16 protein-coding genes are annotated in these 13,864 nt (G+C 63.8%); 3 read left to right on the top strand and 13 right to left on the bottom strand.

The window, feature by feature from the left end:
* Positions 1–3 precede the first annotated feature (3 nt).
* Both IE126_RS23460 and IE126_RS23455 read right to left on the bottom strand, forming a co-directional pair.
* Positions 4–669: an amino acid ABC transporter permease gene (locus IE126_RS23460; RefSeq protein WP_189382610.1), complete on the bottom strand. Its 666-nt coding sequence runs from the start codon at positions 667–669 to the stop codon at positions 4–6.
* Between the two features lie 70 nt (positions 670–739).
* On the bottom strand, positions 740–1,546 hold the full coding sequence (locus IE126_RS23455; protein WP_054302954.1) for an ABC transporter substrate-binding protein: 807 nt from the start codon (positions 1,544–1,546) through the stop codon (positions 740–742).
* A gap of 248 nt (positions 1,547–1,794) precedes the next feature.
* On the opposite strand from IE126_RS23455, the gene IE126_RS23450 reads away from it, so the two are divergent.
* Positions 1,795–3,303 (top strand): aldehyde dehydrogenase (NADP(+)), encoded by a 1,509-nt coding sequence (locus IE126_RS23450; RefSeq protein ID WP_189382608.1) that lies wholly within the window; start codon positions 1,795–1,797, stop codon positions 3,301–3,303.
* A 467-nt stretch (positions 3,304–3,770) separates the two neighbouring features.
* Here the strand turns inward: IE126_RS23450 and hpaD (IE126_RS23445) are convergent, their stop codons facing one another.
* From hpaD (IE126_RS23445) to IE126_RS23410, 8 genes are read right to left on the bottom strand one after another with little or no spacing between them, the layout of a single operon-like run.
* Positions 3,771–4,625, bottom strand: coding sequence for a 3,4-dihydroxyphenylacetate 2,3-dioxygenase (gene hpaD / locus IE126_RS23445; protein ID WP_189382606.1), 855 nt, complete (start codon positions 4,623–4,625; stop codon positions 3,771–3,773).
* 35 nt (positions 4,626–4,660) lie between these two features.
* On the bottom strand, positions 4,661–5,419 hold the full coding sequence (locus IE126_RS23440) for an aldolase/citrate lyase family protein (RefSeq protein WP_189382604.1): 759 nt from the start codon (positions 5,417–5,419) through the stop codon (positions 4,661–4,663).
* Between the two features lie 10 nt (positions 5,420–5,429).
* On the bottom strand, positions 5,430–6,230 hold the full coding sequence (gene hpaH / locus IE126_RS23435; RefSeq protein WP_189382603.1) for a 2-oxo-hept-4-ene-1,7-dioate hydratase: 801 nt from the start codon (positions 6,228–6,230) through the stop codon (positions 5,430–5,432).
* Entirely contained in the window at positions 6,224–7,105 is an 882-nt protein-coding gene (locus IE126_RS23430) for a fumarylacetoacetate hydrolase family protein (RefSeq protein WP_108129082.1), read from the bottom strand. Before IE126_RS23430 ends, hpaH begins: the two co-directional genes overlap by 7 nt.
* Before the next feature lie 9 nt (positions 7,106–7,114).
* A complete protein-coding gene (locus tag IE126_RS23425; RefSeq protein WP_108129081.1) occupies positions 7,115–8,563 on the bottom strand; it encodes an NAD-dependent succinate-semialdehyde dehydrogenase in 1,449 nt (482 codons plus the stop codon).
* Positions 8,564–8,570: 7 nt separating this feature from the next.
* Positions 8,571–9,551: a 3,4-dihydroxyphenylacetate 2,3-dioxygenase gene (gene hpaD / locus IE126_RS23420; RefSeq protein WP_108129080.1), complete on the bottom strand. Its 981-nt coding sequence runs from the start codon at positions 9,549–9,551 to the stop codon at positions 8,571–8,573.
* A 55-nt stretch (positions 9,552–9,606) separates the two neighbouring features.
* Positions 9,607–11,118: a 5-carboxymethyl-2-hydroxymuconate semialdehyde dehydrogenase gene (gene hpaE, locus IE126_RS23415; RefSeq protein WP_189382601.1), complete on the bottom strand. Its 1,512-nt coding sequence runs from the start codon at positions 11,116–11,118 to the stop codon at positions 9,607–9,609.
* 9 nt (positions 11,119–11,127) lie between these two features.
* Positions 11,128–11,517 (bottom strand): 5-carboxymethyl-2-hydroxymuconate Delta-isomerase, encoded by a 390-nt coding sequence (locus IE126_RS23410; RefSeq protein WP_189382599.1) that lies wholly within the window; start codon positions 11,515–11,517, stop codon positions 11,128–11,130.
* Between the two features lie 158 nt (positions 11,518–11,675).
* On the opposite strand from IE126_RS23410, the gene hpaR reads away from it, so the two are divergent.
* Entirely contained in the window at positions 11,676–12,077 is a 402-nt protein-coding gene (gene hpaR / locus IE126_RS23405) for a homoprotocatechuate degradation operon regulator HpaR (RefSeq protein ID WP_229825840.1), read from the top strand.
* Positions 12,078–12,081: 4 nt separating this feature from the next.
* Here hpaR and IE126_RS23400 read toward each other — a convergent pair whose 3' ends face one another.
* Both IE126_RS23400 and IE126_RS23395 read right to left on the bottom strand, forming a co-directional pair.
* Complete coding sequence (locus tag IE126_RS23400; protein WP_189382597.1) at positions 12,082–12,231, bottom strand: helix-turn-helix domain-containing protein; 150 nt, start codon at positions 12,229–12,231, stop codon at positions 12,082–12,084.
* Complete coding sequence (locus IE126_RS23395; RefSeq protein WP_189382596.1) at positions 12,225–12,485, bottom strand: helix-turn-helix domain-containing protein; 261 nt, start codon at positions 12,483–12,485, stop codon at positions 12,225–12,227. The genes IE126_RS23400 and IE126_RS23395 overlap by 7 nt, the downstream gene beginning before the upstream one ends.
* 32 nt (positions 12,486–12,517) lie before the next feature.
* Here IE126_RS23395 and IE126_RS23390 point away from each other — a divergent pair, with 32 nt between their 5' ends.
* Positions 12,518–12,715 carry an ATP-binding cassette domain-containing protein gene (locus IE126_RS23390; RefSeq protein WP_189382594.1) on the top strand — a complete coding sequence of 66 codons (198 nt, stop codon included), beginning with the start codon at positions 12,518–12,520 and terminating at the stop codon, positions 12,713–12,715.
* Positions 12,716–12,818: 103 nt separating this feature from the next.
* On the opposite strand, the gene IE126_RS23385 is transcribed toward IE126_RS23390, so the two are convergent.
* Positions 12,819–13,706: a LysR family transcriptional regulator gene (locus IE126_RS23385; RefSeq protein WP_189382592.1), complete on the bottom strand. Its 888-nt coding sequence runs from the start codon at positions 13,704–13,706 to the stop codon at positions 12,819–12,821.
* Between the last annotated feature and the right edge of the window lie 158 nt (positions 13,707–13,864).

The raw sequence follows: 13,864 nt of genomic DNA, 5'->3' as shown, positions 1-13,864 counted from the left end.
CTCTCAATACCGGAACAGGCGTGCGGCGATGACGCGCGCGCCCAGCGTGATGATCTTCGTGATGGCGTAGAACAGCACTCCGGCAATGGCGAACAGCTCGAAGGTGCGGAAGGTCAGCGCGTTCAGATCCTGCGTGACGCCGTAAAGATCGGCATTCATGCCCACCGTCACACCCAGCGAGGTCATCAGCACGGCCCAGACCATCTGGTTCGTCATCGGCAGGAAGGAAATGCGCAGCATCTGCGGCAGGATGATGTAGCGGAAGGCTTGCAACTGCGACATGCCCAGCGACCGCCCGGCCCGCGTCTGTGTCTCGGGGATGGCCTTCAGCGCGCCGCGGAAATTCTCGGCCAGATAGCCCGCATTGTTGAAGGTGATGCCGATGAGCAGCGAGACGAAAGGGCTGAAGTGGATGCCGAAACTGGCAACGCCGAAATGTGCCATGTAGATCTGGAACAGGGCTGGGGTGTTGCGCGCGATCTCGACCCAGCCGCTTGCGATGGCGCGCAGCGGGCGCGCGCCGGACAGGCGCAGCAGGGTCAACAGGATGGCAAGCGCAATGCCGATCAGCATTGACAGCACTGCCACCTCCATCGTCACCAGCGCACCATCCAGCATCTTCGGAAGCCGGGCCAGCGCCTGGTTCCATTGGAAGGTGTAACCGAACATTGCTGTCTCCGGCCTGGGGACGCGGAAGGACAGGCGGGGCGGACTACCCCCCTGTCCTTCTGCCATCCGGTTAGCGATAGGCGTTCGGCACGGTCAGCGCGGGCAGCTCGCCACCAACCCATTTCTCATACAGTTCCGCGTAACGGCCGGTGCGGATCTGCTGGTTCACGAACAGGTTCAGATAGTTGATCAGGCCGTATTCATCGCGGTTGGTGAACAGCGCGACATAGTCGGTGTCGAAGGGCGCCTTGCCGACCACCGAGATGCCCGCAAAGTTGCCGGTCTTGACATTGGCCATGGCGACGGTCGAGGTGGAAACTGTCGCATCCAGCTGTCCCTGGCTGAGCGCGAGGAACACATCGGCCTGCGTCTGGTAGGGGCGGAACTCGCCCTCTCCCCAGGCGGTGACCTGCTGTTCCAGTGCGATGGCCTCGTAGGTGCCCGCGACGGCGCCGACCGTGTGACCCTTCATGTCGTCATAGGATTTGATGCCCGTCGCGTCATTCGCGGTCACCGCCATTTCGAAGGCGAAATAGGGGATGGAAAAGCCGACCGTCTTGGCACGTTCCAGCGTGTCCGAGGTCGAGGCGACGCCGACATCCACGCGCCCCGACATCAGCGCGGGAATACGTTCGGGGAAGGGGGTTTCGACGATCTCTGCGGTGACGCCAAGCGCCTTTGCCAGGTCGTTGCAATAGTCGACGTCAAAGCCCTCCGGCGCGTTATTGGCGTCGCGCATCCCCATCGGCGGGAAGTCCAGCACGACCGCGCAGCGCAGCGTGCCCGAAGCGATGATATCGTCCAGCTTGTCAGCCTGGGCCATGCCCGCAAGGCCGGTCGCGGCCAGCAGGGCGGTGGTCAAAGTCAGCTTTTTCATTTGTTGTTCCTCTCTGTTGATTCTTGCGCGAAGATGACTGGATTTATTTTTTATAGCAAGAATTTTTCTTTTATGAAAAACTGTGGTGCAGATGGAAAATTCCTGCTATGCCGCATCCATGATTTAACGCGCTGGTTTTGCGCCATTATATGCAGCCGCCGGAAGCACCCGGCTCAGGCGGGCTGCGTCAATGAAACGCCGTGTGGTCGGAAAAAACCGGCTGTCGACACATGCAGAAGGGGCCTCCCATGACTTTCGCACCCAGTGGCAAACACCTGATCGCCGGCGCATGGATCGGGAGCGAACACACCTTCCTGTCGGAGCCGGCGCATGGTCCGGCGCATGAATTTTCCGTCGGCACCCCCGGACTGGTCGATCAGGCCGTGCAGGCGGCCGAACAAGCCTTTGGCCTTTATGCCCATGTCCCGCGCGCGGCGCGTGCGGACTTCCTCGATGCTATCGCCGATGAGATCGAGGCCCGCGCCGAGGCGATCACGACCATCGGCACGCAGGAAACCGGCCTTCCCGAGGCCCGCCTGAACGGCGAACGCGGTCGCACCACCGGGCAGTTGCGCCTGTTCGCGCAGCATATCCGCGCGGGCGATTATCTTGACCTGCGCCATGATCCCGCCCTGCCGGACCGCCAGCCGCTGCCGCGCCCGGATCTGCGCATGATGCAGCGCCCGATCGGCCCGGTCGCGGTATTCGGCGCCTCGAACTTCCCGCTGGCCTTCTCGACCGCCGGGGGCGACACGGCGGCGGCGCTGGCGGCAGGCTGCCCGGTCGTGGTCAAGGGCCATGGCGCCCATCCCGGCACCGGCGAGATCGTCGCGCAGGCCATCCACGCCGCCATCCTGCGCTGCGGCATGCCTGCGGGCGTGTTCTCGCTGGTACAGGGCGGGCGGCGCGATGTGGGGCAGGCGCTTGTGCAGCATCCCCTGATCAGGGCTGTGGGCTTCACCGGCTCGCTGGCCGGGGGGCGGGCATTGTTCGACCTTTGCGCGCAGCGCCCTGAACCAATCCCGTTCTTTGGCGAACTGGGATCGGTGAATCCCATGTTCCTGCTGCCCGAGGCGGTGGCCCGTCGCGGAGTTGAGATTGGCCGGGGCTGGGCCGCCTCGCTGACCATGGGCGCCGGGCAATTCTGCACCAATCCGGGCATCGCCGTTGTCATGGAGGGGCGGGAAGCGGAGGCGCTGGTTGAGGCAACCCGCGCGGCACTGGCTGAAACCGGCGCGCAGATGATGCTGACCGAAGGTATTGCGGCTGCCTATGTTAGTGGTGCCGCGACCATGGCCGGTCAGGCCGGGGTGCAGGATCTACTGACCCCGGTGTGTGACCAGCGCAATGCGAAACCTTTCCTGTTCCGCGTCGCTGCTGCCGACTGGCTGGATAACCATACGCTGTCAGAAGAGGTGTTCGGCCCGCTGGGTCTGGTGGTAACGGTGCGCGATGCGGCAGAGATGGTGCAGGTGGCCGAGAGCTTTCAGGGCCAGTTGACCGCGACGCTGCATATGGATGAAGCCGACGCAGATCTGGCCCGCCGCCTGATGCCGGTGCTGGAACGCAAGGCCGGGCGCATCCTCGCCAACGGCTTTCCCACCGGGGTCGAGGTCTGCGACAGCATGGTGCATGGCGGCCCCTATCCCGCGTCGACGAATTTCGGGGCAACCTCGGTCGGCACGCTGTCGATCCGCCGTTTCCTGCGGCCGGTCTGCTATCAGAACATCCCTGAAAGCCTGCTCCCGGTCGCCTGATCAGACCTGTGCCGGGTGGTTCTGATGCAAGGACCAGGATCGCCCGTCACGGTAGCAATGCGCAGATACAGGGTTCTGCGCCCGGCCCGCACGTCTCGTGGAGGTGATCACAGGTATCTGTGAAAGCTTTGGCATCCCGCAGAAATCCAAACGTGTCTGTCTGACGGGCGGCAGATCGGGGATCAAGCTCTGTTTCCGGTTCTTCGGGTTCCGAAGCCGGGGCATGAGCGTCGGCCCTGATTCACCTCAGTGCGAAGCGGGCCTCTCCGGCTGAGGGCCGTCCTCGCCCCTGTCCTCGAGAAAGATCTTGTGCAGCGGCCGTACTTCGACATTCGGGTTGGCGCAGGTTTCTCAGCGCATTCCCGTTGTTTGCGAATTTCACTTCGACATAACAGGTCTTTCGGGCGGGAGCGAAAACGAAAACAGGGGGCGCCTTGCCGCGCCCCTGTCCGCAAAATCCCGGTAGCTCAGTCCAGCGAGAAGACCACGTTTGTCTGACCCGTGCCCGAGGAGGGGAAATATTCGGTGACGACCTCGCCCCGGCCCTTGTATTTGTTCCAGCCAAGCGCGCCGAACAGCATGACGGTATCGTGCATGTCACCCTCGCCGTCGCAGTATTTCGCGTAATCGGGCAGCATTTGCAGGAACAGCTCTGTCTCGCCGCCCTGCCACATCTCCAGCACGCGGCGGTCCACCACCTCATTGAACTTGGAAGAGATGGTAAAGGTGCCGTTGTTAGCGGCGTAGTCATCATTCGGCCAGATGTGGTGGCTGAGCGAGCCGGAGGCGATCAGCGCGACATTGCTGTCCGAGGCTTCAATCGCTTCACGGATCGACTGGCCCAGTCTGCGTGAGCTTTCAAAGCTATGGACGGTGCACATGGCCGCGACCGACACCACCTTCAGGCCTGCATCGGCATTCATGTAACGCATCGGAACCAGCGTGCCATATTCCAGGTCCAGACTGTCGACCTGATGGCTGAGCGTATAGACCTCGTTTGCGCGGGCGGTTTCGGCGATCAGTTCGCCAAGTGCCGCGTTGCCCTCGTAATCATAAGGCATGTCCTTGATGAATTGCGGGAATTCATGGCTGGTGAAGATGCCCTTGAAGCGGTGATTGGCGTTGATGTGATGGGCCGCATTGACCAGCCAATGCGTGTCCAGCACCACGAACGTATCCGCTCCGGCCTCCCGCGCGCGGCGCCCGATCTCGCGGTGACCGTCAATGGCGGCCTGACGGCAACCCTTGAGCGGCCCTTCCTGCTCCGACATCAGCATGGTCGGCACATGTGTGACCTTGGCGGCCAGAACGAGTTTTCCCATCTGTTCCTCCGGGGAAGTTGCGCGTTTCCCGTAGTTCAGAATTCCTTGCGCAGCGCGGTGAGACCGGCGCGCAAGGTGCCGACATCCGATCCAACGGCGAGGAACTCGACCCCCATCGCGGCGTAGGATCGGGCGAGTGCCCGGTCAGATGTCAGGATGCCCGCGGCGCGGCCCGCAGCCCGGATACGGGTCAGCGCGTCGGTGACGGCCGCTTGAACCTCGGCCGCGCCGGGGTTGCCGCGATGGCCCATGTCGGCCGCCAGATCGGCAGGGCCGATGAAGATGCCATCGACGCCCTCAAGCGTCAGGATCTCGTCCAGTGCCCCGAGCCCCGCACGACTTTCCACCTGCAACAGCAGGCAGACCTGATCGTTGGCGGTGGCCAGATAATCGCCCGCCGCCCCATAGCCCGAAGCCCGCGCCAGCGCCGCCCCGACACCCCGCACGCCCTGCGGCGCGTAGAACATCGACCGTACCGCCTCGCGCGCCTGTGCGGCGCTTTCGATCATCGGCACCAGCAACGTCTGCGCCCCGATGTCCAGCATCTGCTTGATCTCGGCACGGTTGTCATCGCGCACCCGCACGACCGGGTGGCTGCGATCCCCCACGGCGCGCAGTTGCGCGAGGATGTCGCGCAGCCCGTTCGGCCCGTGTTCGCCGTCGATCACCAGCCAGTCGAAGCCGCAATGAGCGGCCAGTTCGGCGACTGACGCATCGCCCATCGAGACCCAGAGGCCGATCTGCGTTTCCCCGGATTTCAGCCGGGCCTTGAAGCGGTTGGTAGGGGCGGGCATGGGCGGAACCTTAGCTGAACGATACGGAAACGGCGCCGAACGGGCCGTAATCGGCGGCAATGCGGGTGCCGGCGGGGCATTCGACCGGACCGATGAACGACCCTGCCAGCACCACCTGTCCCGCCTCGATCCGTTGGCCGTACTGACCCATGCGGCGGGCGAGCCAGACGATGCCCATGACCGGATCGTCCAGCACGGCGGCACCAAGGCCGGTTGCCACCACCTCGTCGTTTTTCCTGACGATGGCCCCGACCCAACGCAGATCGAACGCCCCCGGCGCGTGACGCTGCGGGCCCAGCACGATGCCGCCATTTGCGGCATTGTCCGACACGGTATCAAAGATCTTGCGCGGCTGTTTCGTCACCGGATCGGTGCGCAGGATGCGGGTATCGAGGATCTCGATGGCCGGGGCGACATAGTCGGTCGCCGCCAGCACATCCTCGCGCGTCACATCACCCTCCAGCGGTGCCTTCATCACGAAGGCGATCTCCGTCTCGATGCGCGGCTGGATGAAACGCCTGGCGGGCACCGCAGCACCATCGGCAAAATCCATGTCGTCATAGATCACGCCGCTGTCGGGCGTGTCGATGCCAAGCGCCTCTTGCATGACCTTCGAGGTCAGGCCGATCTTCCAGCCGATGATCCGCCGCCCCTGTGCGAGCTTTTGCGCCATCTGGGCGGACTGAATTGCATAGGCGTCATCCAGTGTGATGCCCGGATGGCGCAGGCTCAGAAGGCCGCATTGCTTGCCGGTGGCTTCGGCCGCCAGAAGATCGGCGGCGGCCTGCTCGATTTCGGAGGCGCTCAGCATGCCTCGTCCTCGACGCCGTTGCGCAAGGTGCCGATGCCCTCGGCCTCCACCTCGACCACGTCGCCAGGCTTCAGCCAGATCGGCGGATCGAACCGCGCCCCCGCGCCGGTGGGGGTGCCGCAGACGATCACATCGCCCGGCACCAGCGTGCAGAAGGTCGAGAGGTAGCTCACGATATAGCGGAAGTCATACATCATCCGGCTGGTGCGATCCTGCTGGCGCACCTCGCCATTGACGCGCGTGGTCAGTTCGATGTCATCCAGTTGATCGGCGGACCGGAACGGCACCAGCCACGGGCCGATGGACCCCGAGCGATCCCAGTTCTTGCCCTGCGTCACGTTGAACTTGGCGTGGCGCACCCAGTCGCGGATGGTGCCCTCATTGCACAGGGTCAGCGCGGCGATGTGGTCATAGGCATTCTCGCGCGCGATGCGGCGGCCCGCCTTGCCGATTACGATGGCCACCTCGCCCTCGTAATCCAGCTGCGGGCTTTCCGGCGGGCGGATCAGCGGCAGGCCGTGCCCGGTGAAGCTGCGCGGAAAGCGGATGAACATCGACGGATAGGATTTCGCGTCGGTGGTGCCGTCCTTGTACTCGGCGTTGCGGTCGGGAAAATTCACCCCGATGCAGATCAGCTTTTCCGGGTTGGCGACGGGGATCAGGAACGTGACATCAGCCGCGTTGAAGGTGGCGGCGCGGCCATTTGCGGCGGCGATCACCTCTTCCAGCGCACCAGCCTCGATCACCTCTTTCAGGCCCTTGAACCGGGCGCCATATTCGGGCGTCAGATCGACGATACCCTTGTCGGTGACGACGCCATAGCGGTCGGCGCCATGGGTGCGGAAGGCGGCGATACGGGCGGGGATGGATTTCATGGTGCCTCCTTACGCGATGCCGCCGAAGCAGAGATACTTGATTTCGGTGAATTCCTCGATCCCATAGCGCGAGCCTTCACGCCCCAGACCCGAGGATTTGATGCCGCCGAAAGGCGCCTCGGCGGTCGAGATCAGGCCCGTATTGATGCCGACCATGCCATATTCAAGCTGTTCGCCCACCTTCCATGCCCGCGCCAGATCGCGGGTGTAGAAATAACTGGCCAGACCGAATTCGGTGTCATTCGCCATCGCCACCACCCCGGCATCGGTGTCAAACCTGAACAGCGGCGCGACCGGACCAAAGGTTTCCTCGCGCGCGATGGCCATATCCTGCGTGACGCCGGTCAGCACCGTTGGCTGGAAGAAAGTGCCGCCAAGCGCATGGCGCTTGCCGCCCATCGCCACTTTCGCACCTTTCGCGGTGGCATCCGCGATATGTTCCTCGACCTTGGCGACGGCATGGACGTCGATCAGCGGGCCGAAGACGGTGTCTTCGTCCAGCCCGTTGCCCACTTTCAGCGTGGCAAGCCGCGCCGCCAGCTTTTCGGCAAAGACGTCATAGACCCCGGCCTGCACATAAATCCGGTTGGCGCAGACACAGGTCTGACCGTTATTGCGGAATTTCGAGACGATGGCGCCTTCCACCGCCGCATCCAGATCGGCGTCGTCGAAGACGATGAAGGGCGCATTGCCGCCCAGCTCCAGCGCAAGCTTCTTCACCGTTGGCGCCGACTGGCGCATCAGTTCGATCCCGACCTCGGTGGAGCCGGTGAAGGTCAGCTTGCGCACCTTGTCGCTGGCTGTCATCACGCCGCCAATGGCACGGGCCGAGCCCGTGATGACCGAGAACAGCCCTGCGGGCAGCCCGGCGCGTTCGGCCAGAACCGCCAGCGCGAGGGCTGAAAACGGCGTCTGCGAGGCAGGTTTCAGCACCATGGCACAACCCGCTGCCAGCGCCGGGCCAGCCTTGCGGGTGATCATCGCATTGGGAAAGTTCCAGGGCGTGATCGCCGCCACCACGCCGATGGGCTGTTTGATGACGATGATGCGCTTGTCGGGCGCATGGCCGGGGATCACGTCGCCATAGATGCGGCGGGCTTCTTCCGCGAACCACTCGATGAAGGACGCGCCATAGAGGATCTCGCCCTTCGCCTCGGCCAGCGGCTTGCCCTGTTCCATGGTCAGGATGCGGGCCAGATCGTCGGCATTGGCGACGATAAGGTCATACCAGCGACGGAGGATCGCGCTGCGCTCTTTCGCGGTGCGCGCGGCCCAAACGCCCTGCGCCGCCTCGGCCGCCGCGATGGCGGCTTCGGTTTCGGTGGCGCCCAGGTCCGGCACATGGCCGATCAGGGCGCCGGTCGCCGGGTTGGTGACGGCGATGCCGGCTCCTGCGGCCTCGATCCACTCCGCGCCGATCAGCGCGGCCTGCCTGAGCAGCGTTGCGTCCTTCAGCATCGGGGCCTCACGGTGCGATGATGGGCGATGCGCCCAGGGTGGAGGCAACGGGTTCGACACCTGCGAACAGAGAGCCATGCTCGAACCAGGAGCGCGGCGCGGGGGCGCCCCACAATGTCTGGCGTTGCGGGTCTTTCAGATCCCATTTGATCGCTTCCAGATCCGGGTCAACGGTCTGGTAGTCGGAGCAATAAATCTCGATCCGATGGCCATCAGGGTCGAGGATATAGAGGAAGAAGGCGTTGGAGATGCCGTGCCGCCCCGGACCGCGTTCGATATTCGAGACATAGCCCGTGGTCGCCATCAGGTCGCACAGGTCGATGATGTTCAGCGGCGTCGGCACCCAGAAGGCGGTATGGTGCAGGCGCGGGCCGGTGCCATTGGTAAAGGCGAGGTCATGCACGCCGCCCTTACGATGCGTCCAGGCGGCCCAGAGGCGCTTGCTGTCCTCGTCCTCGGTATATTCCGTGACGCGGAAACCGATCTGGTTGTAGAAACCGACCGCCTTGTCCACATCGGGCGAGAAGCAGTTGAAATGGTCGATCCGCAGCGGCTTCACACCCTTGTAAAGCGCATACTTCTGATGGATAGGCTCCAGCCGCTTCATCTGGAAATAGAACTCGACCGGCATGCCGAAACAATCGGTCGTGGCCAGCGTGCGGCCCTGATAGGGGCGGGTGACCCAGGCGACGGCATGGCCCTGTGCCGCGAACCAGGCATGGGCCTTATCAAGCTCCGCCTCGTCATAGACCTTGAAGGACAGGGCCTTCACATGCGCCTCGGGTGATTTGTGCAGCACCATGCAGTGATGCCCGCGTTCCTCCATCGCGCGCAGGTAGACCGTGTTCGCATCCTCATCGGTGATCTGAAGGCCCAGCGTATCGACATAGAATGCTTTGCTGGCGGTCAGGTCCGTCACGCCGAAATCGACATGGCTCAGGCGGATGATGTTGAAGGGCGGATAAAGGTTCGGGGCCGGAATGGGCATGTCTCTCTCCCTTGAAGGTGATGGGGCGGCATTTCCGGCCGCCCGCTGAACGGCGTCAGCCGCCCAGCTTCGGGATCTTGTGCAAGGCGCGCGGGAACGAGACGTTCACCGTTTCCATGTAGAAATCGAACGACCAGTCGCCGCCGTCACGGCCGATGCCGCTGGCCTTCACCCCGCCGAAGGGCGTCGGAAGGTGGCGGATGTTTTCCGAATTCACCCACATCATCCCGGCTTCGAGATTGTCGGTCATCCACATCGCGCGATTGAGGTCGTTGGTCCAAAGATAAGCCGCCAGGCCGTATTGCACGTCATTGGCAAGACGCAGCGCGTCCTCGTCGTCCCTGAACGGGATCGCGGTCAGTACCGGGCCAAAGATTTCCTCCTGCGCCACGGCCATGTCATTGGTCGCATTGGTCAACAATGTCGGTGCGACATAGCAGCCCTTGTCACCCACCTTGGCGCCGCCCGCCGCGATGGTCGCGCCCACTGCACGCGCCTTATCGAAATAGGACAGCACCTTTGCCTCGTGCTCGGGGTGGATCAGTGGCCCGACCACGGTTTCAGGGTCAAGCGGATGGCCCACCTTGATGCGTTTTGCCACCTCGGCCACGCGGGCGGTGAAGCTGTCATAGATCGACTCCTGCACCAGCAGCCGCGAGGACGAGGTGCAGCGCTCGCCGTTCAGCGAATAGATCATGAAGGTCGCGGCATCGACGGCGCGGTCCAGATCAGCATCCTCGAACACGATCACAGGGTTCTTGCCGCCGAGTTCGAAATGCACGCGCTTCAGCGTCTTTGCACCCTGCGCCATGATCAGGCTGCCAGTGCGGCTTTCGCCGACAAAGGCGATGGCCCTGATATCGGGATGTTCGGTCAGACGCTTACCTGCATCCTCGCCAAAGCCGTTGACCACGTTCAGCACGCCCTTCGGCAGACCCGCGCTTTCAGCGATTTCCACCAGCAGTTTGGCCGTCATCGGGCTGAACTCGGCTGGTTTGTGGACCACCGTGCAGCCCGAGGCCAGCGCAGGCGCGATCTTCCAGGTGGACAGCATGAACGGCGTGTTCCACGGCGTGATCACCCCCACCGGGCCGATGGGGCGGCGCGAGGTCACGTTCATCTGGGTCGGCGTGCGCAGGGTCTTGCCGTCTTCGGCTGTCGGCGCCTGATCGGCGAAGAAGCGGAAATTCGCAGCGCCCCGGATCGCGGCCTTGGACATGAAGCGCAGGGCCTGGCCGGTATCCATACATTCGGTAAAGGCAATTTCCTCGGCCCGGGCCTCAATCGCCTCAGCCACCCTGATCAGGATCTTGCGGCGTTCCGCCCCCGGCATCCTCGACCAGGCGGGGAAGGCGGCCTTGGCCGCGGCGACGGCGGCGTCGATATCCGCCTCGTCTCCTTTGGCGACCTGCGCCAGCACCGACAGATCGACCGGCGATATGCTTTCGAATGTCAGCCCTGAGTGCGCGGGCACGGACTCGCCATTGATGTGGTTCATCACACCATGCTGACGGAACTTCGCCATGTATTCTGTGGCGCGGGCGATATTGGTTTCAAGAACGCTCATCTGTGGCCCTCATTGCTTGCCCCCGAGACGGGCGTGGATCGGCGTGTCCTTCCAGCTCAGCTCCGGGTCGATGACGCGGATTTCCAGCGAAAGGGCGAAATGCGGTGTGGAAAGCGGGCCTGCCAATGCGGCCTGCGCCGCCCTGAAGATACCATCACCGACCGCCTTCAGCTCTGCCTTCGTCCGCCCGGCCCCGACGCTGAGCGTCATGGCGAAAAAGTCGTTCTGGGGCAGGCCGTCGGCGACGATGCAATGATCCGCGCGATAGGCCCGCACCCGGATACCTGCCAGCGGGAAGATGCCCGCCGCCGCCATGGCCGCATGCAGCGCGCGACACAGGCCCGACACATCGGCCCGCACCTCCAGCCCCGGCGAATATTCGATGCTCAGATGTGGCAAGATTCGTCCTCCATTAGATTAACATGTTAATCAAAACGCATCTTGTCAATGCTTAACCTGCGAAGCATCTTGGGGCAGTTCAGAGGATCCCGACCGCCATGCCGCATTCCCCCGTCAAGGATGGGTTCGAGCTTTCGAAGACCCGCCGGACCTTGCCCATGGCACTGCTCCGTGCCCGTGAGGCGGTCATGGAGCGGTTCCGCCCGCTGCTGCTGGCCCATGGGGTGACCGAACAGCAATGGCGGGTGCTGCGCGTTTTGAAAGAGGCCGAGGAGACCGACGCCTCGGATCTGGCCGATGCGGCCAGCATCCTCGCGCCCTCGCTGTCGCGCATCCTCAGGACGCTGGAGACCCGCGCCTTCATCGCGACCCGCAAGGATCCTCAGGACGGCCGGCGCGCGCTGATCCGCCTGACAGCAGAGGGGCACGCCTTCATCCGCCAGATCGCCCCGGAAAGCGCCGCGATCTATGCCGATCTCGAGGCGCGCCTTGGCCGCGCGCGCATCGACGCCCTGCTGGATGACCTCGAGGCGCTGATGACCGCGCTGGAACGCGCCTGATCCGTCAGCCCGTCCGGGTGTCAAATTGCCCCGGCGCGCAGCCGAAGAACCGCCGGAACTGTCGGTTGAAATAGGACACGTCGTTGCAGCCGCAGACATAGGCGATGGACGAGACCAGCATCGGCTCAGCATCCTTTTCGCGGCCGCTCAGCATCTGGCAGGCTTTTCAAAGCGTTTCTTCAGCAGGTAATCGGTGGGCGTCGTGCCCGCCAACGCAAAGGCGCGCTGCAATTGCCGCACCGACACCCCGACCGCCTCGGCGTCGGTCTGTGTGGGCAAATCGCTGTCGGTCAGGCAGCGGTCGATGGAGGCGATGCCGCGTTCAGGGATTTGTGCGCGCGACACCTCGGCCTCGATCCTTGACCGGGAAGGGCCGTCATGGCGTTCGTAAAGCACCGCGCGCAGCACGCCATAGATCGCTTCTTCAGCTGGCCGGCACCATGTCGGGCGGGCAGCAGCAGATGCTTGCCATCGGTCAGGCGCTGATGTGCTGGCTCCGCTATCTGGTGATCGACGAAATGTCGCTGGGTCTTGCACCGCTGATCGTCAAGCGGCTGGTCGCGGCCATCGGTGAACTGGTCTCGCGCGGTGCGGGTCTCATACTGGTGGAGCTGCTCACCGAGGTCGCTGGCCGATGACGCCGTGGTGATGCGGCGGGGCGAGGTGCGCTACAACGGCCCCACCCTGACGCTCAGGAGCGAGCCGGAGGCACTGGACAGAGCCTATTTCCAGCCCCGACCGCTATTGACGCAGGGCCTGCACCACCACCTTGAAGGCGGGCAGGTTCTGGTGCCGGCTGGGATAGTAGATGTGATAACCGGAAAACCGGGGTGACCAGTCGTCCAGCAGCAGTTCCAGCGCGCCGTCGGCAAGATGCCCTGCCACCATATCCTCGGGCACATAGGCGATGCCGACGCCATCAAGCGCGGCGGCTACCATCGTCGCCTCGTCATTCAGCGTCAGCCGCCCGTCGACACGCACGCGCAATTCCTTACCGTCCTTCTCGAACTCCCAGGCATAAAGCGCATTCGCCATCGCCAGCCGCCGGTTGATGCAATCATGTTTCAGCAACTCTTGCGGATGGCCGGGACGGCCCCGCGCGGCAACATAGGCCGGCGCGGCCACCGCGACCAGCCGCCAGTCGGGGCCGACGCGCAGCGCGATCATGTCATGTTCGACGCTCTCCCCAAGCCGGATTCCGGCATCGAACCCATCCTCGACAATATCCCGGAACCCGCCATCCACACTCAGGTCAAGCCGGATCTCGGGGTAGTCGCGCAGCACCGGCCGCAGCTTGGGCCAGATCAGACGGGTCAGCGCGTGATGCGACAGCGTGAGACGCACCAGACCCGCGGGTCTGGTGCGCAATACCATCAGCGCGGCGATCTCGCTCTCGATCTCGCGCACCCTGGGGGCCAAGGACCGGCGTAACCTTTCGCCCGCCTCGGTGGTGGAAACGGAACGGGTCGTGCGCGCCAGAAGCCGGATTCCCATGCGGGTTTCCAGCTTCTTGATCCGGTGGCTCAGCGTCGATTGCACGACGCCAAGCCGTGCGGCGGCGCGGGTGAAATTGCCTTCTTCCGCCACGGCGAGAAACCACATCAGGTCATTGAAATCGGTCTGTGCCATCGGGGTTCATTCATGGTCTGCTTCGATGAGTTCAAGCGATATTTTGCATCTAATTGTTCCATCCCGGATGATCACATAGACCCTCGCCGTTCTGCCCTGTTCATGGCAAGATCGATCCTGCGCGAGGTTCGGGAGGGGGTGGGGACATGCTGATCTCT

Source organism: Gemmobacter nanjingensis (assembly GCF_014652195.1).
GTDB classification, from domain to species: domain Bacteria; phylum Pseudomonadota; class Alphaproteobacteria; order Rhodobacterales; family Rhodobacteraceae; genus Gemmobacter; species Gemmobacter caeni.
This window is presented reverse-complemented; position numbering and strand designations above follow the sequence as displayed.

Excerpts from the sequence above, each read along its gene's own strand:
- IE126_RS23460 (WP_189382610.1), bottom strand. The coding sequence starts at position 669 with ATGTTCGGTTACACCTTCCAATGGAACCAGGCGCTGGCCCGGCTTCCG.
- IE126_RS23455 (WP_054302954.1), bottom strand. The coding sequence starts at position 1,546 with ATGAAAAAGCTGACTTTGACCACCGCCCTGCTGGCCGCGACCGGCCTT.
- IE126_RS23450 (WP_189382608.1), top strand. The coding sequence starts at position 1,795 with ATGACTTTCGCACCCAGTGGCAAACACCTGATCGCCGGCGCATGGATC.
- hpaD (WP_189382606.1), bottom strand. The coding sequence starts at position 4,625 with ATGGGAAAACTCGTTCTGGCCGCCAAGGTCACACATGTGCCGACCATG.
- IE126_RS23440 (WP_189382604.1), bottom strand. The coding sequence starts at position 5,419 with ATGCCCGCCCCTACCAACCGCTTCAAGGCCCGGCTGAAATCCGGGGAA.
- hpaH (WP_189382603.1), bottom strand. The coding sequence starts at position 6,230 with ATGCTGAGCGCCTCCGAAATCGAGCAGGCCGCCGCCGATCTTCTGGCG.
- IE126_RS23430 (WP_108129082.1), bottom strand. The coding sequence starts at position 7,105 with ATGAAATCCATCCCCGCCCGTATCGCCGCCTTCCGCACCCATGGCGCC.
- IE126_RS23425 (WP_108129081.1), bottom strand. The coding sequence starts at position 8,563 with ATGCTGAAGGACGCAACGCTGCTCAGGCAGGCCGCGCTGATCGGCGCG.
- hpaD (WP_108129080.1), bottom strand. The coding sequence starts at position 9,551 with ATGCCCATTCCGGCCCCGAACCTTTATCCGCCCTTCAACATCATCCGC.
- hpaE (WP_189382601.1), bottom strand. The coding sequence starts at position 11,118 with ATGAGCGTTCTTGAAACCAATATCGCCCGCGCCACAGAATACATGGCG.
- hpaR (WP_229825840.1), top strand. The coding sequence starts at position 11,676 with ATGGCACTGCTCCGTGCCCGTGAGGCGGTCATGGAGCGGTTCCGCCCG.
- IE126_RS23400 (WP_189382597.1), bottom strand. The coding sequence starts at position 12,231 with ATGCTGAGCGGCCGCGAAAAGGATGCTGAGCCGATGCTGGTCTCGTCC.
- IE126_RS23390 (WP_189382594.1), top strand. The coding sequence starts at position 12,518 with ATGTCGGGCGGGCAGCAGCAGATGCTTGCCATCGGTCAGGCGCTGATG.
- IE126_RS23385 (WP_189382592.1), bottom strand. The coding sequence starts at position 13,706 with ATGGCACAGACCGATTTCAATGACCTGATGTGGTTTCTCGCCGTGGCG.